This is a genomic window from Pseudomonas sp. PIC25, from assembly GCF_002286785.1.
GTDB lineage: Bacteria > Pseudomonadota > Gammaproteobacteria > Pseudomonadales > Pseudomonadaceae > Pseudomonas_M.
In genome coordinates this window covers 1-21,987 of the sequence record NZ_MUJY01000106.1, presented here as the reverse complement: position 1 = coordinate 21,987, position 21,987 = coordinate 1, and the positions used below count along the sequence as shown (strand labels likewise).

The 21,987-nt window shown below is 67.2% G+C and carries 17 protein-coding genes; 14 read left to right on the top strand and 3 right to left on the bottom strand.

The window, feature by feature from the left end:
• The first annotated feature begins 388 nt into the window (after nucleotides 1-388).
• A complete protein-coding gene (locus BZL41_RS12645) occupies nucleotides 389-1,519 on the top strand; it encodes a mechanosensitive ion channel family protein (RefSeq protein ID WP_095599627.1) in 1,131 nt (376 codons plus the stop codon).
• Between the two features lie 3 nt (nucleotides 1,520-1,522).
• Here BZL41_RS12645 and BZL41_RS12640 read toward each other — a convergent pair whose 3' ends face one another.
• The gene (locus tag BZL41_RS12640; protein WP_095599626.1) at nucleotides 1,523-2,032 is read right to left on the bottom strand and encodes a CinA family protein; all 510 of its coding nucleotides are present in this window, start codon (nucleotides 2,030-2,032) and stop codon (nucleotides 1,523-1,525) included.
• A gap of 287 nt (nucleotides 2,033-2,319) precedes the next feature.
• Here BZL41_RS12640 and glgA point away from each other — a divergent pair, with 287 nt between their 5' ends.
• The 13 genes from glgA (at nucleotide 2,320) to BZL41_RS12575 (ending at nucleotide 20,538) form a co-directional block, all read left to right on the top strand.
• Nucleotides 2,320-3,873: a glycogen synthase GlgA gene (glgA, locus tag BZL41_RS12635; RefSeq protein ID WP_095599625.1), complete on the top strand. Its 1,554-nt coding sequence runs from the start codon at nucleotides 2,320-2,322 to the stop codon at nucleotides 3,871-3,873.
• Between the two features lie 7 nt (nucleotides 3,874-3,880).
• Entirely contained in the window at nucleotides 3,881-5,656 is a 1,776-nt protein-coding gene (gene treZ / locus BZL41_RS12630; RefSeq protein WP_095599624.1) for a malto-oligosyltrehalose trehalohydrolase, read from the top strand.
• On the top strand, nucleotides 5,653-7,725 hold the full coding sequence (gene malQ / locus BZL41_RS12625; RefSeq protein WP_095599623.1) for a 4-alpha-glucanotransferase: 2,073 nt from the start codon (nucleotides 5,653-5,655) through the stop codon (nucleotides 7,723-7,725). The genes treZ and malQ overlap by 4 nt, the downstream gene beginning before the upstream one ends.
• Nucleotides 7,722-10,523, top strand: coding sequence for a malto-oligosyltrehalose synthase (locus BZL41_RS12620; protein ID WP_095599622.1), 2,802 nt, complete (start codon nucleotides 7,722-7,724; stop codon nucleotides 10,521-10,523). Before malQ ends, BZL41_RS12620 begins: the two co-directional genes overlap by 4 nt.
• 1 nt (nucleotide 10,524) lies before the next feature.
• On the top strand, nucleotides 10,525-10,848 hold the full coding sequence (locus tag BZL41_RS12615) for a DUF2934 domain-containing protein (RefSeq protein ID WP_095599621.1): 324 nt from the start codon (nucleotides 10,525-10,527) through the stop codon (nucleotides 10,846-10,848).
• Nucleotides 10,849-10,894: 46 nt separating this feature from the next.
• Nucleotides 10,895-13,063 (top strand): glycogen debranching protein GlgX, encoded by a 2,169-nt coding sequence (glgX, locus tag BZL41_RS12610; RefSeq protein ID WP_095599620.1) that lies wholly within the window; start codon nucleotides 10,895-10,897, stop codon nucleotides 13,061-13,063.
• A 316-nt stretch (nucleotides 13,064-13,379) separates the two neighbouring features.
• Complete coding sequence (locus BZL41_RS12605; RefSeq protein ID WP_095599628.1) at nucleotides 13,380-14,141, top strand: PIG-L deacetylase family protein; 762 nt, start codon at nucleotides 13,380-13,382, stop codon at nucleotides 14,139-14,141.
• A gap of 558 nt (nucleotides 14,142-14,699) precedes the next feature.
• Nucleotides 14,700-15,113, top strand: a complete 414-nt coding sequence (locus tag BZL41_RS12600) for a CBS domain-containing protein (RefSeq protein WP_095599619.1) — start codon at nucleotides 14,700-14,702, stop codon at nucleotides 15,111-15,113.
• A 69-nt stretch (nucleotides 15,114-15,182) separates the two neighbouring features.
• Entirely contained in the window at nucleotides 15,183-16,511 is a 1,329-nt protein-coding gene (locus tag BZL41_RS12595; RefSeq protein ID WP_095599618.1) for a zinc-dependent alcohol dehydrogenase, read from the top strand.
• A gap of 22 nt (nucleotides 16,512-16,533) precedes the next feature.
• The gene (locus BZL41_RS12590) at nucleotides 16,534-17,451 is read left to right on the top strand and encodes a DUF72 domain-containing protein (protein ID WP_095599617.1); all 918 of its coding nucleotides are present in this window, start codon (nucleotides 16,534-16,536) and stop codon (nucleotides 17,449-17,451) included.
• Nucleotides 17,448-18,248, top strand: a complete 801-nt coding sequence (locus BZL41_RS12585; RefSeq protein ID WP_095599616.1) for an endonuclease/exonuclease/phosphatase family protein — start codon at nucleotides 17,448-17,450, stop codon at nucleotides 18,246-18,248. The genes BZL41_RS12590 and BZL41_RS12585 overlap by 4 nt, the downstream gene beginning before the upstream one ends.
• The gene (gene clsB, locus BZL41_RS12580) at nucleotides 18,245-19,495 is read left to right on the top strand and encodes a cardiolipin synthase ClsB (RefSeq protein WP_095599615.1); all 1,251 of its coding nucleotides are present in this window, start codon (nucleotides 18,245-18,247) and stop codon (nucleotides 19,493-19,495) included. The genes BZL41_RS12585 and clsB overlap by 4 nt, the downstream gene beginning before the upstream one ends.
• Complete coding sequence (locus BZL41_RS12575; RefSeq protein WP_095599614.1) at nucleotides 19,492-20,538, top strand: YbhN family protein; 1,047 nt, start codon at nucleotides 19,492-19,494, stop codon at nucleotides 20,536-20,538. Before clsB ends, BZL41_RS12575 begins: the two co-directional genes overlap by 4 nt.
• Before the next feature lie 168 nt (nucleotides 20,539-20,706).
• Here BZL41_RS12575 and BZL41_RS12570 read toward each other — a convergent pair whose 3' ends face one another.
• Both BZL41_RS12570 and BZL41_RS12565 read right to left on the bottom strand, forming a co-directional pair.
• Nucleotides 20,707-21,675, bottom strand: a complete 969-nt coding sequence (locus BZL41_RS12570; protein ID WP_095599613.1) for a YopT-type cysteine protease domain-containing protein — start codon at nucleotides 21,673-21,675, stop codon at nucleotides 20,707-20,709.
• On the bottom strand, nucleotides 21,672-21,987 hold a 316-nt coding region (locus BZL41_RS12565; RefSeq protein WP_174706165.1), incomplete at its 5' end, for a CesT family type III secretion system chaperone. The genes BZL41_RS12565 and BZL41_RS12570, both read right to left, overlap by 4 nt.

Here is a 21,987-nt window from a genome sequence, read left to right as displayed (position 1 = left end):
CTCAAATCGTCACAGGCAGAGCCGGTGACTCATGACCACGTCCTAAGGACGTGGTTTCCCAAGTTCAAATGAATTCGCCCCTGCAGAGGCCTATGTAGCACTGTAGGAGCGAATTCATTCGCGAAATGAGACCGTTCAGACAGTCGAGGACCTACGGCCGGGCCGGACGGCTGTAGCCCGGATAAGCCCCGGCGCAATCCGGGAACCCGGATTGCGCTGCGCTTATCCGGGCTACGTCTGCCCCGCGGAAATAGTGACCCCGCGCCGGGCTCGCTGTAGGGGCGAACTCATTCGCCCGACGGAGCCAAGCCACCCAACAAGCTCACCCCATCCGGAACCAAACCCGCTCTCGCCTATCCTCTATAGCGACGTTCCAGGAAGCGAAGCGATGACGAATCTCCTCGACTGGCACACCTACATTTCCGTGGCCGGGCTCAACACATTGCTGGCGGCGACCGTGGCCCTGCTCATCCTGAGCATCGCCGGACGCCTGCTGACCGCGGCCCTTCGGCGTATCGGCAAGAACTTCCTGTTCACCCGCGAACTGACCGCGCACATCGGCAAGCCGGTGCGTGTGCTGTTACCCCTGCTCGGCTTGCAGGCGGTCTGGAGTTCCGCCCCGGATGATCTGTTGCTGATCGCGCCGGCCCGGCACATCACCTCCCTGGCCACCATCGCCGCCTTTACCTGGCTCGGCCTCCGCGCGGTGAAAGCCATCGAACAGGTGATCGTGGTGAGCAACCCGGTGGACATCAGCGACAACCTGCGCGCCCGCCGCATCCAGACCCAGACCCGCGTGCTGACCCGCAGCCTGAGCTTCTTCGTCCTGCTGTTCGGCGCCTCGACGATGCTCATGACCTTCCCCGCCGCTCGCCAGTTCGGCACCAGCCTGCTGGCCTCCGCCGGCCTCGCCGGGCTCGCCGCGGGCTTCGCGGCCAAGCCGGTGCTCGGCAACCTGATCGCCGGCCTGCAGATCGCCATTACCCAGCCGATCCGCCTGGACGACGTGGTGATCATCGAGAACGAATGGGGCCGCATCGAGGAAATCACCGGCAGCTACGTGGTGGTGCGTATCTGGGACGACCGCCGGCTGGTGGTGCCCTTGCAGTACATCATCGAACGGCCGTTCCAGAACTGGACGCGGGTGTCCTCCGGCCTGACCGGCTCGGTATTCATCTGGGTGGATTACTCGCTGCCGCTGGAACCGCTACGCGAGGAGCTGAAGCGACTCTGCGCCGGCGTGCCGGAACTCTGGGACGGCCGCGTCTGTGTGCTCCAGGTGACCGACGCCAGCGAGCGCGCCATGCAACTGCGCGTGCTGGTCAGCTCGCCCGACTCGTCACGCAACTGGGACCTGCGCTGCCATCTGCGCGAAAGCCTGATCGGCTTCGTCAGCCGGGAGTACCCGCACTGCCTGCCGCAACTACGCGCCGACCTCAACGAAGGCTACAACCGCAAGGCCGAGCCGGCCGCCCCGCGCGACGTGCAGAGCGAGGCAGAGCGGCAGCCGCCGGTGTGAGGCTCAGGCGGTATCGACCGCTGCATCGGCCTGCTCCAGCAACTGCCGATGACAATGCGGCAGCCGTCCCAGGCCGTAGCGGGCCGCGGCGATGCGAATGCCGCTACGGTCGCCATCGAAGCGGGCCGTCTCGCTGATCACCACCTGGCGGTCGCCGAGGCTCAGCGCCCAGGCGAAGCACTGCACCCCCGCCTCTTCTTCGGTGTCGTCGTCGGCCACCCCGTTGTTGGCGATGGCGATGGTCCCGCCGCTGACCCGCAGCGCTCCCAGGGCCATTTCCCGGGCCACTTCCTCGCTGGTCAGGCCGAAGCGCTCGATGGTCTCGGGGCTCACGCCCAGGCAGCGCTGCTTCGCTTGCGGGGCGTACACCACGTAGCCGCTTTCCAGCACCGATCCGCAACCGGGTACATCGGCCAGGAGGGAAGCCATCAAGCCCGCCGTGCAGGACTCAGCGGTGGTCAGGATCAGTTTCTGTTGCTTGAGGAATTCGACGACCTGTTCCGGGCTGTACATGGTGTTTCCGCTCCATTGGCTTGTCCTTTCATCGGAGCGGTGCCGCTGCGGCAAGTTCCAAGCCGAACGGCAGGCCTCGGCGGCAAACTTTTTCGGCGAGGCCGGGTCAGGATTTAAAGAGCCAATCGCGGCCCCACCTCCCCCGGGGCCTGCCCTCTCGATTGTCGACACGATTCTGCGACGGTGCCATGCCGCTGCGAAGGAATGCTTTAGGGTCCTGTGGACCCTGGTTACCACGGCCCGCGCGTATTGGGGCGGGCCACGACTGTAGGACTGGAGGTAATTCGATGAGCCAAGCCGCTGCGAAGGTTTATGGGGAAAGGAACAGGGTTGAAGGGACCGTTTCAACGGCGGCAAACACACCGATTCTGCAAATACACCGGTCGACGACGCCCAGGCGCAAGGTGCTCTTCGTCACCTCGGAACTGGCCGACCTGATCAAGACCGGCGGCCTGGGCGACGTTTCCGCCGCCCTGCCCCGGGCCTTGCGCGCCCACCAGCACGACGTGCGTGTGCTGCTGCCGGGCTATCCGCAGGTGGTCGATGCCGGCTACCCCATCCAGGTGGTCGGCCAGATTGCCGGCCATGCCGCGCTGCCGGCCTGCCGCCTCGGCCGGTTGGAGCTGGAAGACGGCCTGATCGTCTATGTGCTGCTCTGCCCCGAGCTTTACGAGCGCCCCGGCAACCCCTACGTCGATCCGCAGGGGCGCGACTGGGCGGACAACCATATCCGCTTCGCCCGCCTCAGCCTGGCCGGTGCCGACCTCGCGGCCGGCCTGGCCGGCATCGGCTGGTGCCCGGACTTGGTCCACGCTCACGATTGGCCCGCCGCCCTGACCCCGGCGTACATGCGCTGGCGCGGGCAAACCACACCGAGTGTGTTCACCATCCACAACCTTGCCTACCAGGGCCTGCTCGGCACCGATTGCCGGCCGGAACTGGCAATTCCCGAGGAAGCGTGCCGTCCCGAGGGCATGGAATTCCACGGCCAGCTTTCGCTGCTCAAGGCCGGTATCGCCTATGCCAGCCATGTGACCACGGTGAGCGCCACCTACGCCCGCGAGATCACCACCGCCGAGTTCGGCTGCGGGATGCAGGGCTTCCTCGCCAGCAAGGCGCGCCAGGGCCTGCTCAGCGGCATCCCCAATGGTATCGACGAGAGCTGGGACCCGCGTACCGACCCGCATCTGGTCAGCCCCTTCGACAGTAACAACTGGAGCGGCAAGGCGCGCAACGCCGAGCACGTGCGGCGCCTGTTCGGCCTGGAGCCGTCGTCCGGCCCGCTGTTCGCCGTGGTCTCGCGCCTGGTGCACCAGAAGGGTCTCGACCTGACCCAGGCGGTGGCCGCGGACATCGTCGCGGCGGGCGGCCAGATCGCCATGCTCGGCTGCGGCGAACCGCAGGTGGAAGAGGAACTGCGCCAACTCGCCCGGCGTCATCCGGGGCGGATCGCCGTACACGTCGGCTTCAACGAGACCGATGCACGGCGCCTCTACGCCGGCAGCGATTTCCTGCTCATGCCTTCTCGCTACGAGCCCTGCGGCCTGAGCCAGATGTACGCGCAGCGCTTCGGCTCGCTGCCCATCGCCCACCGCACCGGCGGCCTGGCGGACACCATCGAGGATGGCGTCAGCGGCTTCCTCTTCGCCCAGGCCAGCGTCGACAGCTATCGCGCCGCCGTCGAGCGCGCCCTGCGTGTCTACGCCATGCCGGCGCTGTTCGGTGCCATGCGGTGCCGGGCGATGTCCGCACCATTCTTCTGGCGGCAATCGGTGTCGCCCTACCTGCGCCTCTACCAGCGGTTGGCACCGGAACGCGCGGAAGTCGCCCTGGCGGTCTGAAGGGGGTATGTCCGTGCATTTGACCCATACCTGCCGCCACGGCGCCACACCGATCAACGCCACGCACACCCGTTTCGCCCTCTGGGCACCGGATGCGCGCCAGGTCAGCGTGCGCATCGTCGGCGGCGACAGCCTCCCGATGCGCGCCGAGGCCGATGGCTGGTTCGTGCTGGAGGCACCCTACGGGGCCGGCACCCTGTACCGTTATCAGATCGACGACGACCTGCTGGTACCGGACCCGGCCTCCCGCGCGCAGGCCGGCGATATCCTCGCGCCGAGCATCGTGGTCGATCCGTACGCCTATGCCTGGCGCCACGAAACCTGGCGCGGTCGGCCCTGGCACGAAACCGTACTCTACGAACTGCACGTCGGGCTGCTCGGCGGCTTCGCCGGCGTCGAGGCAGAACTGCCGCGGCTGGCCGAGCTGGGTATCACCGCCATCGAACTGATGCCCGTCGCGGAGTTCCCCGGCGAACGCAACTGGGGCTACGACGGCGTACTGCCCTATGCGCCGGAGGCCGCCTACGGCCCACCGGAGGCGCTCAAGCGCCTGGTCGATACCGCCCACGGCCTCGGCCTGATGGTGTTCCTCGACGTGGTCTACAACCACTTCGGCCCGGACGGCAACTTCCTCGGCCAGTACGCCGGTGCCTTCTTCCGCGAGGATCGCCACACCCCCTGGGGCGCCGCCATCGATTTCCGCCGCCGCGAGGTACGCGACTTCTTCATCGACAACGCCCTGATGTGGGTGCAGGACTACCGCATCGACGGCCTGCGCCTGGATGCCGTGCACGCCATCGACGACGAAAGCTTCCTCTGCGAACTGGCCCAGCGCATGCGGGCGGCGGTGGAGCCTGACCGCTACGTGCACCTGGTGCTGGAGAACGAGCACAACAGCGCCCGCCTGCTGGAGCAGGGCTACGACGCCCAATGGAACGACGACGGGCATAACGTCCTGCACGCACTGCTCACCGGCGAACGGGAAAGCTACTACGCCAACTACTGCCAGGACCCGACCGGCAAGCTCGCCCGCTGCCTCGCCGAAGGCTTCGTCTACCAGGGCGAACCCAACCGCCACGGCACGCCGCGCGGCGAACCCAGCGCGCACCTGGAGCCGGTATCGTTCGTGCTGTTCCTGCAGAACCACGACCAGATCGGCAACCGCGCATTCGGCGAGCGCCTGATCAGCCTCTGCGACCCGGAGGCGCTGCGCGCCGCCACCACCCTGTTGCTGCTCTCGCCCATGGTGCCGCTGCTGTTCATGGGCGAGGAATGGGGGGCACGCCAACCGTTCCTGTTCTTCACCAGCCACCACGGCGAACTGGCCGATGCGGTTCGCGAGGGCCGGCGCAACGAGTTCCGCGATTTCGCCGCCTTCGCCGACGCCGAAACCCGCGCCCGGATCCCCGATCCCAACGCCGAGAGCACCTTCGCTGCCTCGCGTCCGGACCGCCACGCCCTGGCCGAGCCGGGCCACGCCGAATGGCTGGCGCTGTATCGCGAATTGCTGGATATCCGCCAGCGCGTCCTGTTCCCACGCCTGCCCGGTTGCCGGGCGCTCGGCGCCGAGGTGCTCGGCGACGGCGCCGTGACGGCCTGCTGGCGACTCGGCGACGGCAGCCGCCTGCGGATCGAACTCAACCTCGGCGCGCAGGCCGTCGACGCTCCCAGCGAAACGTCCGGCGCGGTGTTGTTCCAGAGCTGCCCCGGCGGTTTCGACGATCGCCGCCTGGGACACCTGCCGGCGCGCCTGGCCCTGGTCTACTTCGAGGAGGCCCTATGAGCGATCAGCGTCTCTTTGCCCTTGCGCAGGCCGCCGGTCTCTCCATCGACTGGGTGGACGCCGACGGCCGACCGCAACAAGCCACCCCTGAAGTCCTGCGTGCGGTGCTCGCCGGGCTCGGCCACGCGGCCGACAACCCGACCCAGGTCGAGGAGAGCCTGCGTGAGCTGGAGCAGCTCGACGACCGCGCCAGCCTGCCGCCGCTGCTCACCCTGGATCAGGGGCAGCCGCTCGATCTGTCGCGTCATTTCGCGCCCGGTGCGGCGTTCGAGCTGCTCCAGGAAGACGGCAGCCGGATCGACACCCGCCTGGACGACCATGGCCGTCTCCCCGCCTTCGCCGGCATCGGCTACCACCACCTGCGGATCGCCGACCGCGAACTGACCCTGGCGGTGGCCCCGTCGCGCTGCCACTCGCTGCGCGACGCCCTGCAGAGCGACCGGCCGAACGCCTGGGGCCTCGGGGTGCAGCTCTATGCCCTGCGCCGCAATGGCGACGGCGGTATCGGCGATACCCAGGCGCTGGAGACCCTGGCGCACTCCGCCGCCGCCCACGGTGCCGACGCCCTGGCGATCAGCCCGCTGCACGCCATGTTCAGCGCCGACACCTACCGTTTCAGCCCCTACTCGCCCTCCAGCCGGCTGTTCTTCAACGTCCTGCACAGCGCGCCCGGCAGCATCCTCGGCGAGTATTCCCTGCGCCAGGCCATCGAGGCCGCCGGGCTGGCCGACGAACTGCGCCGGCTGGAATCGCTCGACCTGATCGACTGGCCCGCCGCCGCCCAGACTAAGCTGCGCCTGCTACGCACCCTGTACGACGAGTTCCGGCGCGGCGGCCACCCGCTCCACGAAGACTTCGCCAGCTTCCGCCATGCCGGCGGCGAGGCACTGGAGAACCACTGCCGCTTCGAGGCGCTGCATGCCTTCCATGCCCGCGACGGTGTGCCACGCGACTGGCACCAGTGGCCGGATGCCTATCGCGATCCACGCAACCCGGCGGTGGCGCGCTTCGCCGCCGAGCACGCAGACGAGGTCGCCTTCCACGCCTTCGCCCAATGGCTGGTGGCGCGCGGACTCGAACGCACCCAGACGGCGGCGCGCACGGCAGGCATGCGCATCGGCCTGATCGCCGACCTGGCGGTGGGCGCCGACGGTGGCGGCAGCCAGGCCTGGAGCCGCCAGGCCGAACTGCTGTCGGCGCTGACCGTCGGCGCGCCGCCGGACATACTCAACCGTGCCGGACAGAGCTGGGGCATTTCCGCGTTCTCGCCGGAAGGGCTGAAGCGCCACGGCTACCATGCCTTCATCGAAATGATCCGCGCCAACCTGGCCCATGCCGGCGGCCTCCGCATCGACCACGTGATGGGGCTCAAGCGCCTGTGGGTGATGCCGGCCGGCGCCGGGCCCGAAGCCGGTGCCTACCTGAGCTACCCGCTGCCGGACCTGTTGCGCCTGCTCTGCCTGGAATCCTGGCGGCACAAGGCGGTGATCCTCGGGGAAGACCTCGGCACCGTGCCGGAGGGCTTCCGCGAGCACCTCATCGCCCGCGACATCCTCGGCATCCGCGTGCTGCTGTTCGAGCACGACTGGGGTTGGCGCTTCCGGCCGCCGCAGGCCTGGCCGGACAACGCGCTGGCCACCACCACTACCCACGACCTGCCGACCCTGCATGGCTGGTGGATCGGCCGCGATCTCGACTGGCTCGGCCGTCTCGGCCAGCTCGACGAGGCCGGGCTGCACGCAGCCCGCGCCTCCCGCGCCCAGGAGCGCGAGGGCCTGGCGCGTGCCCTGGCCGCCGATGCCGGCGCGGAGCCGGACCAGCCGATCGACGACGATACCTTGCTCGACCGCAGCGCCGCCTTCATCGGCCATACCCCCGCACCGCTGGTGCTGCTGCCGATGGAGGACGCCCTCGGCCTGGTCGAACAGCCGAACCTGCCCGGCACCGTGGACAGCCACCCCAACTGGCGCCGCCGCTGGCCGGACGACTGCCACCACCTGCTCGAAGCCGAAGGCCCGGCGCGCCGCCTGCGCCTGCTCGACCAGGCCCGCAAACGGGACCCGTCATGACGAAGCTGCGCGCCACCCTTCGCCTGCAATTCCATCGGGGTTTCACCCTCGACGACGCCTGCGCGCAGGTCGAGTACTTCGCCCGTCTCGGCATCAGCCACCTGTATGCCTCGCCGTTGCTGACCGCGCGGCCGGGCTCGATGCACGGCTACGACGTGGTCGACCCGACCCGGATCAACCCCGAGTTGGGCGGCGAAGCGGCGCTGCGCCGGCTGGTCGCCGCGTTGCGCCGGCACGGCATGGGACTGATCCTCGACATCGTGTCCAACCACATGGCGGTCGGCGGCTCGGCCAATCCCTGGTGGCTCGACGTGCTGGAATGGGGCCGGCGCAGCCCCTACGCGCAGTTCTTCGACATCCAGTGGCACTCCCCCGACCCGCTGCTGGAGGGCCAATTGCTGGTGCCCTTCCTGCGCAGCGACTACGGCGAAGTGCTGCACAGCGGCGAGCTGCCCCTGCGCTTCGACGCCGAGCACGGTAGCTTCCATGTCGAACACTACGAGCACCGTTTCCCGATCAACCCGCTCGGCTACGGCGAGCTGCTCGGCGCCGCCGAACACCCGGCGCTGAGCGAGCTGGCGGCCCGCTGCAAGGCCCTGGCGCACGAGCCCAACCCTTATCGGGAAGCTGCCGCGATCAAGCGCGAACTGGCCCGGCTCGCCAGCGCCCCCGAAGTGGCCGCCGCGCTGGAGCGGATGACGGAACGCTACGATGGCCGCCGCGAAGACGGCATGCTCCGTCTGCATGACCTGCTCGAACGCCAGCATTACCGCCTGGCGAGCTGGCGCACCGCGGCGGACGACATCAACTGGCGGCGCTTCTTCGACATCAACGAACTCGGCGGCCTGCGGGTGGAACGCCCGGTGGTGTTCGAGGAAACCCACGCGAAGATTTTCGAGCTGATCGGCGAAGGACTGGTCGACGGTCTGCGCATCGACCACATCGACGGTCTCGCCGATCCGCACGGCTACTGTCGCCGCCTGCGCCGGCGGGTCGACCGGCTGCTCGGGGCGCGGCCGCCGGAAGCGGCGGTAGGGCACTTTCCAATCTATGTCGAGAAGATCCTCGGCCAGGGCGAACGACTGCGCGCCGACTGGGGCGTGGACGGCACCACCGGCTACGAATTCATGAACGAGGTCTCGCTGCTGCAACATGACCCGGCCGGCCAGCCCTTGCTCTGCAACCTGTGGAACAACGTCAGCGGACGCCCCGCCGATTTCCTCGAAGAAGCCCGGCTGGCCCGCCAACTGGTGCTCACCGGCCCCCTCGCCGGCGACTTCGAGAATACCGCCCAGGCCCTGCTACAGGTGGCGCGCGGCGATCTCATGACCCGCGATATCACCCTCGGCGCGATCCGCCGCGCCCTGCTCGAACTCATCGTGCACTTCCCCGTGTACCGCGTGTATATCGGCGGTGCCGGCCGTTCCAACGTGGACGAGCCGTTCTTCCAGCAGGCCCTGGAAGGCGCCCGCACCACCCTCGGCGAAGCCGACTGGCCGCTGCTCGACCACTTGCAGCGCTGGCTCGGCGGCGAAAGCCTGCGCAGGCTGCCACCGGGTCCGTTGCGCCGTGCCCGCCGTCAGGCCTGCGTGCGCTTCCAGCAACTCACCTCGCCGGCGGCCGCCAAGGCCGTGGAAGACACCGCCTGCTACCGCTCCGGGGTGCTGCTGTCGCGCAACGACGTCGGCTTCGATGTGCATCGATTCAGCGCGCCGCCGGAAGCCTTCCATGGCGCCTGCCAACGCCGGCACGAGACATTCCCGCGCAACCTGCTGGCCACCGCCACCCATGACCACAAGCGCGGCGAAGACACCCGTGCGCGCCTGACAGTACTCAGCGAACGGGCCGAATGGTTCGCCGAGCGCACCTGGCACTGGCTGCAACTGGCCGCGCCGCTGTGCCAGGAACTGGCCGACGGTCCCGCTCCGGCAGCGGGCGACCAGTTCATGCTGTTCCAGTGCCTGCTCGGCAGTTGGCCGCCCGGTCTCGCTGCCGATGACCACGACGGCCTGCGCGCCTACGCCGAGCGCCTGTTGCAGTGGCAGGAAAAAGCCTTGCGCGAGGCGAAGCTGCGGACCAGTTGGAGCGCACCGAACGAGGCCTACGAAACGGCTTGTCGCCGCTACCTGCAAGCATTGCTGCTCGACCCGGCGCAACAGGCGCTGCGCGACGAAATCGCCGCCGCGGCCCGCACCCTCGCGCCCGCCGGCGCGCTCAACGGGCTGGTCCAGACGCTGCTGCGGATGACCGTGCCGGGCGTGCCGGACCTCTACCAGGGCGCCGAATACTGGGACTTCAGCCTGGTCGACCCGGACAACCGCCGCCCGGTGGACTTCGCCCGGCGCCGGCAGACGCTGGCCGAAGAAAACACCCCGTCCGAGCTGCTCGCCCACTGGACCGACGGCCGCATCAAGCAGTGGCTGATCCACCGTACCCTGGACCTGCGCGCGCGCCGCCCGGGCCTGTTCCTCGACGGCCGCTATCGCCCGCTGAACGTACAGGGCGAGCAGTCCCAGCGGGTCCTGGCTTTCGCCCGCGAGCAGGACGGGGACTGGCTGCTGGTGGTGGTTCCGCGCCTGGCCGCCCCGCTGCTCGGCGATGCCGCAATCCCGCACATCGATCCTGCGGCCTGGGCCAACACCCGGGTCGAATTGCCGCCAGAGGCGCGGAATAAAGCCTGGACGGGACTTTTTTCCGACTGTGCAGTCACAGACAACGAGACATTGCCATTGGCGCAAGTCCTGCGGGAGTTCCCCGTGGGCGTCCTTTTTTCACTATCGAGTCAGGGAGAACCTTGAAATGACCGCAGACGAGCAGCGCATTCGTGAATTCGCCTATCAGATCTGGGAATCCGAAGGCCGGCCGCATGGCCAGGACGCCCGCCACTGGGAAATGGCCCGCAAACTGGCCGAAGCCGAGTCGCGGCCAGCGGAACAGTCAGCCGGCAAGGTACGCCGGGTGAGCAAGCCGAAAACCACCACCACGACCACCGCCACGCCCGCCGCGACCAAGACCACCCGCACGACGAAGGCAACCACCATAGCCAAACCGGCCAAAGCGACCGACGCAGCCACGCCGGTGAAGAAGCCGCGCACGCCACGCGCGCCCAAGCCAGCGAGCTGAGCCCGCCCAAGGAGCGATCCGGCAGTTCCCCTGGAGAGGAGACGACATGAACACCCACCGCAAAAGCAACCCGCCAGCCCCGCAGGTGAAGACGACGTCCCGTATCCGCGAAGGGCTGCCGTTTCCGCTGGGGGCGACCTGGGACGGCCTCGGCGTCAACTTCGCGCTGTTCTCCGCCCATGCCACCAAGGTGGAGTTGTGCCTGTTCGACGACAAGGGCGAAGTCGAACTGGAGCGTATCGAACTGCCGGAATACACCAACGAGATCTGGCACGGCTATCTGCCAGACGCCCATCCGGGACAGATCTACGGCTACCGCGTGCACGGCCCCTACGAACCGGACGCCGGGCACCGTTTCAACCCCAACAAGCTGCTCATCGATCCCTACGCCAAGCAACTGGTGGGCGAGCTGCGCTGGTCCGAGTCGCTGTTCGGCTTCACCATCGGCCACAAGGATGCCGATCTCAGCTTCGACACCCGCGACAGCGCGCGCTACGTGCCCAAAAGCAAGGTCATCGACCCCGCCTTCACCTGGGGGCGCGACCGCCCGGTGCGGGTGCCCTGGGAGCGCACCATCCTCTACGAGACCCACGTGCGCGGCTACACCATGCGCCACCCGGCCGTGCCGGAGAACAAGCGCGGCACCTTCGCCGGGCTGATGACCAACGAGGTGGTGGAGTACCTGCGCAAGCTCGGGGTCTCTTCGCTGGAGCTGCTGCCCATTCATGCCTTTGTCGACGACCAGCACCTGCTGGAAAAAGGCATGCACAACTACTGGGGCTACAACACCATCGGCTTCTTCGCGCCGCACCCGCGCTACCTCTCCAGCGGGCACATCAACGAGTTCCGCGAAATGGTCGCGCACCTGCACGATGCCGGCCTCGAAGTCATCCTCGACGTGGTCTACAACCACACCGCCGAAGGCAACGAGCGCGGCCCGACCCTGAGCATGCGCGGCATCGACAACGCCACCTACTACCGCCTGAACCCGGACGAGCGGCGCTACTACATCAACGACTCCGGGACCGGCAACACCCTCGACCTCAGCCACCCGTGCGTGCTGCAGATGGTCACCGACTCGCTGCGCTATTGGGTCACCGAGATGCATGTGGACGGCTTCCGCTTCGACCTGGCGACCATCCTCGGCCGCGAGCCAACCGGCTTCGACGAGCGCCACGGCTTCCTCGTGGCTTGTCGCCAGGACCCGGTGCTGAGCCAGGTCAAGCTGATCGCCGAACCCTGGGACTGCGGCCCTGGCGGCTACCAGGTCGGAGGCTTCCCGCCCGGCTGGATGGAATGGAACGACCGTTTCCGCGATACCGTGCGCGCCTTCTGGAAGGGCGACGAGGACCAACTGGCCGACTTCGCCCGGCGCCTCACCGCCTCCGGCGATATGTACAACCAGCGCGGACGGCGGCCGTTCGCCTCGGTCAACTTCATCACCGCCCACGACGGCTTCACCCTGCGCGACCTGGTGTCCTACAACCACAAGCACAACGAAGCCAACGACGAGAACAACCAGGACGGCAGCGACAACAACCTGTCCTGGAACCACGGTGTCGAAGGCCCCACCGACGACCCGGAAATCCGCACCCTGCGCCTGCGCCAGATGCGCAACTTCATGGCGACCCTGCTGTTCTCCCAGGGCACGCCGATGCTGGTGGCCGGCGACGAGTTTTCCCGCACCCAGCACGGCAACAACAATGCCTACTGCCAGGACAGCGAGATCGGCTGGGTGGACTGGAACCTCGACGAGGAAGGCAAGTCGCTGCTCGCCTTCGTGCGCAAGGCGATCAAGCTGCGCCTCTCCTACCCCATCCTCCGGCGTGGCCGCTTCCTGGTCGGCGCCTACAACGAGGAACTGGGCGTCAAGGACGTCACCTGGCTGGCCCCCAATGGCGAGGAAATGACCGTCGAGCAATGGGAAGACCCCCACGGCCGCTGCCTCGGCATGCTCATGGACGGCCGCGCCCAGCCCACCGGCATCCGCCGCGCGGGCTCCGACGTCACCCTGCTGCTGATCGTGAACGCTCATTACGATCTGGTGAACTTCCGTCTCCCGGCGGTGCCAGAAGGTTCGCACTGGGTGTGTCTGGTGGACACCAACCAGCCGCAGGGCGACTGCACGGCGGAGCACTATCCGTTCCACGAAGATTTCGGCGTCACCGGGCGCTCCCTGCTGCTGTTCGAGCTGGTGCGCAACGACGCCCCCTAGCGCCTGTCAAATCTTGCGAGCCCTAGGGTCTGTATGAAAGTCGCCGAGCGAAGTCAGGCGAGGCAAAAATCGGTGAGGAAGCGACTGGGGTCGCACTCGACTTTACGTGCTGTAAATGAGCATTCCGAGCCGATTTTTAACGACGCATCACCGAGCGCAGGCACTTTTCGTACAGAGCCTATGCAAGGCAGGCGAACGAGCGACTGGGGTCGCATACGATTTTACGCGTTGTAAATGAGCATGCTGTTCCTAGGAGGTTGACCCGATGATCCTGGCCTCACCCCCTCGAAGTCGCGAAAGCCGCATTGTTCGACTTCTGGAGTTGGATCTCCTGCGCGGCCGGGGCACGCCCCTGTCGGCCTGGAAGAATTCGCGCCACCTGGCGCGCCTGCCGCTGATCGACGTGGAGGAGCTGGTGCCGGGCCAGGCGCGGGCCGTAATCATCGCCCCGCACCCGGATGACGAGGTACTGGGCTGCGGAGGACTGCTGCAATTACTGACCCAGCTCAAGCGCCCGCTGCAACTCATCTCGGTCACCGACGGCAGCGCCAGCCACCCGGGCTCCAAACGCTGGACGCCGGCCCGGCTGAGCGCCATCCGACCGCAGGAGAGCGCGGAGTCGCTGCGCCGTCTGGGCCTGATGTTCGGCCGCCTGAAATGGATTCGCGGCGGATTCCCGGATGGTGCGGTCAGCGAACACGAGGACGAACTCGCCGCCTTCCTGATGCGCTACCTGCGCGAGGACGACGTGGTCTTCACCCCCTGGCGCCACGATGGCCATCCCGATCACGAAGCCGTCGGCCGTGCCGCCGTGGCGGCCACTCACCTGGTCGGCGCGCAACTGCACGAAATCCCCATCTGGACCTGGCACTGGGCCGGCCCGGAAGACTTGCGCATTCCCTGGGAGCGCGCCCGCAAAATCCCGCTGGATATCTGGACCCTGGCCCGCAAGCGCCACGCGGTGCAGGCCCACGCCAGCCAACTGCTCGGCGACCCCGACGCGGGTATTCCCCCGACCCTCGGCCCTCATGTGCTGGAACGCCTGCTGCAACCGTTCGAGGTGGTGTTTCAGGGGTGATACAGGCCAGGCTCATTGCGGGAGCGGATTCAATCCGCGATGCGGCCTGCCAGTCATTCGCGAATAAATTCGCTCCCACCGAAACGGCGTGGAATACCGCTACACATGACGTAGGAGCGAGCTCTGCTCGCGATTGAGCCCCGCAAAAAGCTTCGCCAGCAGAGCTGGCTCCTACGAAAAGACCACCATTTCCGGGATGAATCCCGGGCCGTAGCCCGGATAAGCTCCAGCGCAATCCGGGGCGCGCGCCCTACGCAGAATCCCGCCCGTTCCTCACGCATCTACCCCTCCCCGCCAAAAAAGATGAACCGCTCTGGCCTGCGTCAGTCCGAATGTATATGCGCTGCTTTTCGAGCAGGCGATGAATGCGCGCCGCGGTCGGCTTGGCCGCCGGGTGCGTAGCGGACACTGGCTTCATCGGCTGCCGGACGGCGCCGCGACTGGCCGCCTTTCAGGGCCTGACGATTTCGCAGGAGCCGGCACGCAGGCCGGCACGTGCGACCGATCGGCAGGGTCCGGGCCTCCAGCCTTCCACCCACAGAAGCAGAGGAGCACGCCATGAAAATCAGCGAAATCATGACCCGCAACGTCCAGACCGTCCGTCCCGAACAGAGCGTTCGCGAAGCGGCCGGGCTGATGGCGCAAATCGACACCGGTGCCTTGCTGGTCGAAGACAACGACCGTCTGGTCGGCATGGTCACCGACCGCGATATCGCCTTGCGCGCGGTGGCCGAAGGACTCGGCAGCGACACCCCGGTCCGCCGGGTGATGAGCCCGAACATCCGCTACTGCTTCGAGGACGAAGACATCCAGCACGTGGCGGAAAACATGGCCGACATCCAGGTCCGCCGCCTGCCGGTGATGAATCGCGAGAAACGCCTGGTCGGCGTGGTCTCGCTGGGCAACATTTCCGCCGCTCGCAGCACCCAGGCCAGCACGACGGTCTTGCGCGGCGTGGCCCAGGCACACTGAGGAAGCGCTTGTCCGGGCGCGGAGCGTCCGGGCACAGCCAGCCGACCGACAGCCTTCCGGGAGGTATTCATGAAAGCGGTTGTATTCCATGACATCGGCGATATCCGCCTCGACGATGTGCCCGAACCGCGCATCGAGGCACCCACCGATGCCATCGTCCGGCTGACCGCCTCGGCTATCTGCGGTACCGACCTGCATTTCGTCCGCGGCACCGTGAGCGGCATGCGCAAGGGCACCATCCTAGGCCACGAGGGGGTCGGCATCGTCGAAGAACTCGGCCCCGACGTGCGCAACCTGCAGATCGGCGACCGCGTGGTGATTCCTTCCACCATCGCCTGCGGCAACTGCGCCTATTGCCGCGCCGGCTACTTCGCCCAGTGCGACGTGGCCAACCCGAACGGCAAGGAGGCCGGCACGGCCTTCTACGGCGGCCCATCCACCACCGGACCATTCCATGGCCTGCAGGCGGAGAAAGCGCGCATTCCCTTCGCCAACATCGGCCTGGTCAAGCTGCCCAGCGAGATCAGCGACGACCAGGCGATCCTGCTCTCGGACATTTTCCCCACCGGCTACTTCGGCGCGGAAATGGCCGAGGTCACCAACGGCGACACGGTGGCCGTGTTCGGCTGCGGGCCGGTCGGCCAGTTCGCCATCGCCAGCGCCAAGCTGCTCGGGGCCGGCCGGGTGTTCGCCATCGACAAGTACCCGGACCGCCTGAAGATGGCCCGCCAGCAAGGCGCCGAGACGATCGATTTCGAGCGCGAGGACCCGGTGGAAACGCTGCTGCGCCTGACCGGCGGCATTGGCGTGGACCGCGCCATTGATGCAGTGGGCATCGATGCCGAGCATGCCCATTGCGGCTCTGCCGCCGAGCACACGGACATGCGCCACTTCCGTGGCGAGGTCGCCGAGTCGGCGCCGGTTTCCCGCCCGCTGGGCGAGAACTGGCATCCGGGAGACGGCCCCAGCCAGGCGTTGGAATGGGCGGTCAATGGCCTGGCCAAGGCCGGCACCCTGTCGATCATCGGCGTCTACCCACCGACAGCGCGGACGTTCCCCATCGGTGTGGCGATGAACAAGAACCTCACCATCAACATGGGCAACTGTCACCACCGCAAGTACATCCCACGGCTGATCGAGCTGATCCTGGCGCGGCGCTTCGACCCGGCCACGGTGCTCACCCAGATCAAGCCGATGAACGACGCGATCGCCGCCTTCCAGGCCTTCGACCGCCGCGAGAACGGCTGGATCAAGGTGGAGCTGCACCCGCAGATGCAGGTGACGACGGGCAAGGGCGACGAGGAACGGCTGGACGAGGAAAAACTGCTCGACGAAGGTATCGAGGAATCCTTCCCGGCCAGCGATCCGGTCTCGGTGGCGGCACCGCGCCGTTCTTGAGCCGCCAGGAGGGCAGCGGGCGATGGGAGACATCCGCATAGGCATATCCGGCTGGCGCTATGCCCCGTGGCGGGGTGTGTTCTACCCTGAGGGGCTGGCGCAAAAGAACGAATTGCAGTTCGCCTCCCGGGCGGTGAACAGCATCGAGATCAACGGTTCGTTCTATGCGCTGCAGACCCCGGAACGCTACGCCGACTGGTACGAAGACACGCCGGATGACTTTGTTTTCAGCGTCAAGGCGCCCCGCTACATCACCCACATCCGCCGGCTGGACGACGTGGAGAAGCCCATCGCCAACTTCTTCGCATCCGGCGTGCTGCGCCTGCGCCAGAAGCTCGGCCCGATCCTCTGGCAGTTCCCGCCGAGCTTCGCCTTCGACCCGGCGCAGTTCGAAGCCTTCCTGCGCCTGCTGCCGCAGGACACCGAGGCCGCCCTCGCCTGTGCGCGCGGCTGCGAGGAGCGGATGGAAGGCCGCCACTACCTGGAAATCGACCAGAAACGCCGGCTGCGCCACGCGGTGGAAATCCGCAACCCGAGCTTCGTCGATCCGGCCTTCGTCGCCCTGCTGCGCGAATACCGGGTCGCCCTGGTGGTCGCCGACACCGCCGGCCGCTGGCCCTATTACGAAGACCTGACCAGCGACTTCGTCTACATCCGCCTGCATGGCGACGAAGTGCTCTACACCAGCGGCTATACCCCCGAGGCGCTGGACAACTGGAGTCGGCGCATCCGCCGCTGGAGCCACGGCTCGCAGCCGCAGGATGCGCGCCTGATCACCCAGCGTAAGCCGCAACCGCGCCGCTCGCGGGCGGTGTTCTGCTACTTCGACAACGACGTCAAGGTGCGCGCCCCCTTCGATGCGCGCCAGTTGCTGGAACGACTTGGACTGGACGGGTCCCTGGAAACCACACCCGGCGAACTGGAAGGAGCCCTGCTGTGACTTCGGATCATCCCGGCATCGTCAGCGCGGAGCTGGACGCCCACCTCGCCAGCGCCGTGCATTCGCTGAAGGTCCTGACGGTGAATACCCACAAGGGATTCACCTTCTTCAACCGCCGCTTCATTCTCCATGAGCTGCGCGACGCGGTGCGCACCACCCATGCCGACATCGTGTTCCTCCAGGAAGTGCTCGGCACCCACCAGCGGCATGCCCTGCGCTTCCCCAATTGGCCGAGCACGCCGCAATACGAATTCCTCGCCGACAGCATGTGGACGGACTTCGCCTACGGGCGCAACGCGGTCTACCCGGACGGCGACCACGGCAACGCGCTGCTGTCGAAATTCCCCATCCTGCGCTACGACAACCTCGACGTGTCCATCAGCGGCCCCGAGCGCCGCGGGCTGCTGCACTGCGTGCTGCAAGTGCCGGGGCAGGATGAGTTCCACGCCATCTGCGTGCACCTGGGCCTGCGTGAGGTGCACCGCGAACAGCAGTTGGGCCTGCTCTGCGAGCTGCTCGACTCGCTGCCGCCGCAGGCGCCGGTGGTGGTGGCCGGCGACTTCAACGACTGGCGGCTGCGCGCCACCGCGATCCTCGACCGCTGCGCCGGATTGCACGAAGCCTTCGCGGTCGCCCACGGCAAGGTTGCCAAGAGCTTCCCCGCCCGCTGGCCGGTGCTACGCCTGGACCGGGTGTACGTGCGCAACGCGCGCAGCCGCGATCCGCAAATCCTGTCGGCGCGACCCTGGTCGCACCTGTCGGACCATGCCCCCCTGGCCGTGGAGATCCAGCTATGAAATTCACTTGGAAGGATGGCAACCGGATCCAGCTCCTGGAAAACGGCGAAGCGTTCTTTCCTCGCGTGTTCGAGGCGATCGGTCAGGCCGAGAAGGAAGTCCTGATCGAAACCTTCATCCTCTTCGAGGACAAGGTCGGCCAGGCCTTACAGCGCGAGCTGATCGCCGCCGCCGAGCGTGGCGTTCGGGTGGACGTGACGGTGGACGGCTACGGCTCGGCCGACCTCGGCAGCGAATTCATCGCCGCCATGACACGGGTCGGCGTGCACATCCAGATGTTCGACCCCAAGCCGAAGACGCTGGGGATGCGCACCAACGTATTCCGCCGGCTGCACCGCAAGCTGGTGGTGGTGGACGGCAAGCTGGCCTTCGTCGGCGGCCTCAACTTCTCGGCCGACCACCTGGCCGACTACGGCCCGGAAGCCAAGCAGGACTACGCCCTGGAAATCGTCGGCCCGGTGGTGGACGACATCCACCGCTTCGCCCTCGCCACGGTGGCGCCGCCGAGCCCGCCCCGGCACTGGTGGCAGCGGCGCATCGAGGCCATCGAGAATACCGAAGCGCCACGCATCGAGGGCATCGGCAACGTACGCGCGCTATTCGTCACCCGCGACAACGAGGAGCACCAGAACGACATCGAGGAGCATTACCTCGACGCCATTCGCAACGCGCGTCGCCGGCTGGTAATCGCCAATGCCTACTTCTTCCCCGGCTACCGCCTGCTGCGGGAAATCCGCAACGCGGCGCGGCGCGGGGTGAAGGTCAAGCTGATCCTCCAGGGCCAGCCGGACATGCCGATCGCCAAGTTCGGCGCGCGCATGCTCTACAACTACCTGCTGCGCGACGGCGTGGAAATCTACGAGTACTGCCGCCGTCCGCTGCACGGAAAGGTGGCGCTGGCCGACCACGAATGGGTGACCGTCGGCTCGAGCAACCTCGACCCGCTGAGCCTGTCGCTGAACCTGGAGTCGAACCTGGTGATCCGCGACGCGGAGATCAATCGCCAGCTCTACGAGCACCTCGAGGCGCTGATGGCCAGCGACTGCAAGCACATCGCCCTGGAGCGGATCGTGCGTGGCTACTTCTGGCGGGCACCGCTGATCTTCCTGATCTTCCACTTCCTCCGCCATTTCCCGTCCTGGGTGGGCTGGCTGCCGGCGCACAGCCCGACGCTGGCGCAACTGCAACCCCACGTGGACAGCATCGGCGAGGACGATGCCACGCGCCTGCAGCGAGGCCACCAATGAATCGACCGGAACCCCCGACAACGCAGCGGAAACGCGGGTGGCCCCTGGTGAAGCGCCTGCTCACCGTGGCCTTCTTCATCCTGCTCATCGTGCTGCTGGTGATGCTCGGCAAGAACGTCGACTGGAACGAAGTGCTCGCCACCCTGCGCGACTATCGCGCCAGCACGCTGCTGCTGGCGGCCGCCGCCTGCCTGGCCAGCTACCTGGCCTACAGCAGCTTCGACCTGCTCGGCCGCGCCTACGCGAAACACCACCTGCCGGCCTGGCAGATCATGCCGGTGACGTTCGTCTGCTATGCCTTCAACCTCAACCTCAGCGCCTGGGTCGGCGGGCTCGCCCTGCGCTACCGCCTCTATGCGCGGCTGGGGCTGAGCAACGCCGAGATCACCAAGGTCTACAGCCTCAGCCTGATGACCAACTGGCTGGGCTACCTGATGCTCGGCGGCGTGCTCTTCGCCTTCGGCCCCATCGAGCTGCCCGATAGCTGGGCCATCGGCCGCGGTACCCTGCGCCTGCTGGGGCTCGCCCTGCTGGCCGTGACCGTCGGCTACCTGCTGCTCTGCGGTTTCTCGCGCCGGCGCAGTTGGCACGTCCGCGGCCATGAAATCCGCCTGCCCTCGCTCTGGCTGGCCAGCACGCAAATGGTCCTGGGTGCCATCAACTGGGCACTGATGGGACTGGTGATCTACATCCTGCTGATGAACCGGGTGAGCTATGCCGAGGTGCTCGGCGTACTGTTGATCAGCAGCATCGCCGGGGTCATCACCCACGTCCCCGCTGGCCTTGGCGTGCTGGAGGCGGTGTTCATCACCCTGCTCCAGCACCAGATATCCAAAGGCAGCCTGCTGGCCGGCCTGATCGGCTACCGAGCGCTCTACTTCCTCGCGCCGCTGCTGGTGGCAACGCTGGTGTATCTGGTGCTGGAATTCCGCGCCAAGCGCCTGCGCCAGATGAACCGCGAAAAGCGGACGGCGGAGAACCCACCCACCAGCCCCGAACGACCAGCAGCCAAGCGGAGCATGGCCAAGCCTCCGGTCCCTTAGGGCGAATGAATTCGCCCCTGCGCAAGCTCAGCCGGGCGCGCCGCTTTGTTTTACGCGACACAAAAGGCTTCGCCAGCAGAGCTGGCTCCTACATAGGGGAATTCATTCGCCCGACGAGGCCAGATTCGAGCGAACGAATTCGTCCCCCAAACCGACCGTCGCCCCGGTTCAGCCAAGCCGCTGGCGATTGGCCGTCGGCCGGACTTCGCACAGACTCAAGGGCCGCTGGCTATTGCCTTCCAACCAGTATTCCGGCGCCGCTTCCAGCACCTCCTGGATCACCTGTACCAAGGCACCGGCCCGGTCGGCAGCCGCTACCCCCAGGTTCGGGTCGAAGAAATGCAGCCGTTCGGAAGCATCCTTGCGCAAGCCCATGACGTGCTGGTCCGTAAGCAACACGAAATAGCGCTCCTGACCCGGCGTCATCCTGTCGTTCAGTTGCCGTGCGAACGCCCGATCGGAATGCCATGACAGCTCCGTGAGCGGCCGCTCGGGCGTCGCCGAATGCAACCCGACGAACGACAGCATGTGCAGGAACGTCGCTTCATCGCCGTGGGGCAACATCCGATCCTGCTCGATCTCCAGGCCCAGGCAGCGAAGGAACAGGGAGTCCTCGCTCCAGGCCGGTAATGCCTGGAAGAAATGCGCATCGCTCCTACCTTCTCCGGCGTTCTTCAGCCAGTTCAACGACAGCCCATAGCACAGCCCCTTGTTCTGCAGCTTCTCAGGGATCATTTCCGCTGCTCCGGGAATGCTGCCAAGAATGGCTTTCCGGGTGGTGGTCTGGCTGAACGCGGTGGTTACCGTGCAACCGTTCCGCTCGGCAAGATCACGGAAACCTTCGGTCAGCGCATCGTCTCCCGGCAGGCCTTTCGTCCGGCCCGGCCCGCCGACATTGGCCAGAAACGACGGCAACGGGTGATTGGCGGGTGCGGGTGCTACCGGCTGAGGCTCGAAGCGGCCAGGCGGAGGCAGCGGCAACGAAGACGCCAAGGGCTGGTCGAGCTCCACCAAGCCCCTATGCGCCACGGGAGGCCGCATGGCTGGTTGGCCCGAGCGCGTCAGGGAGAGTGCCGCTTCCTGCCGTGGCCCGGCAGCGATGTCGACAACGCCCCGGTTCTGAACGGAACCGATCATGCCAATCGCCTGCCAGCCGCCAGAGCCAGGGCATTCAACGAGCCACCCTCCCGCACTGCTCTCGGCACGGCGCTGGCCGGTGCCTGGTGGCGGTAGCGCTCGACATAATCCCTGAGCTGCCGGACCAGCTCGCCGAAATTGCGCAGCACACGGTCCAGCTCGTCGTCCCGCGCCTGCTCCAGCGGATGGACGGCGCGCAGCAGCAATTGGCGCCGCTCCGGGTCGAACCCCAGTGCCGCTCCTCGCGTATAGGCCGGGTCGAGGTTGAGGGTCATGGCCAGGGTCAGTACGCCGTTGTCGCGGCTCAGATCG

Bases quoted from the DNA above. Each gene is read 5' to 3' on its own strand.
- glgA (WP_095599625.1), top strand. From the start codon at position 2,320: ATGAGCCAAGCCGCTGCGAAGGTTTATGGGGAAAGGAACAGGGTTGAA.
- glgX (WP_095599620.1), top strand. From the start codon at position 10,895: ATGAACACCCACCGCAAAAGCAACCCGCCAGCCCCGCAGGTGAAGACG.
- BZL41_RS12575 (WP_095599614.1), top strand. From the start codon at position 19,492: ATGAATCGACCGGAACCCCCGACAACGCAGCGGAAACGCGGGTGGCCC.
- BZL41_RS12595 (WP_095599618.1), top strand. From the start codon at position 15,183: ATGAAAGCGGTTGTATTCCATGACATCGGCGATATCCGCCTCGACGAT.
- BZL41_RS12590 (WP_095599617.1), top strand. From the start codon at position 16,534: ATGGGAGACATCCGCATAGGCATATCCGGCTGGCGCTATGCCCCGTGG.
- BZL41_RS12570 (WP_095599613.1), bottom strand. From the start codon at position 21,675: ATGATCGGTTCCGTTCAGAACCGGGGCGTTGTCGACATCGCTGCCGGG.
- malQ (WP_095599623.1), top strand. From the start codon at position 5,653: ATGAGCGATCAGCGTCTCTTTGCCCTTGCGCAGGCCGCCGGTCTCTCC.
- clsB (WP_095599615.1), top strand. From the start codon at position 18,245: ATGAAATTCACTTGGAAGGATGGCAACCGGATCCAGCTCCTGGAAAAC.
- treZ (WP_095599624.1), top strand. From the start codon at position 3,881: ATGTCCGTGCATTTGACCCATACCTGCCGCCACGGCGCCACACCGATC.
- BZL41_RS12645 (WP_095599627.1), top strand. From the start codon at position 389: ATGACGAATCTCCTCGACTGGCACACCTACATTTCCGTGGCCGGGCTC.
- BZL41_RS12615 (WP_095599621.1), top strand. From the start codon at position 10,525: ATGACCGCAGACGAGCAGCGCATTCGTGAATTCGCCTATCAGATCTGG.
- BZL41_RS12640 (WP_095599626.1), bottom strand. From the start codon at position 2,032: ATGTACAGCCCGGAACAGGTCGTCGAATTCCTCAAGCAACAGAAACTG.
- BZL41_RS12600 (WP_095599619.1), top strand. From the start codon at position 14,700: ATGAAAATCAGCGAAATCATGACCCGCAACGTCCAGACCGTCCGTCCC.
- BZL41_RS12620 (WP_095599622.1), top strand. From the start codon at position 7,722: ATGACGAAGCTGCGCGCCACCCTTCGCCTGCAATTCCATCGGGGTTTC.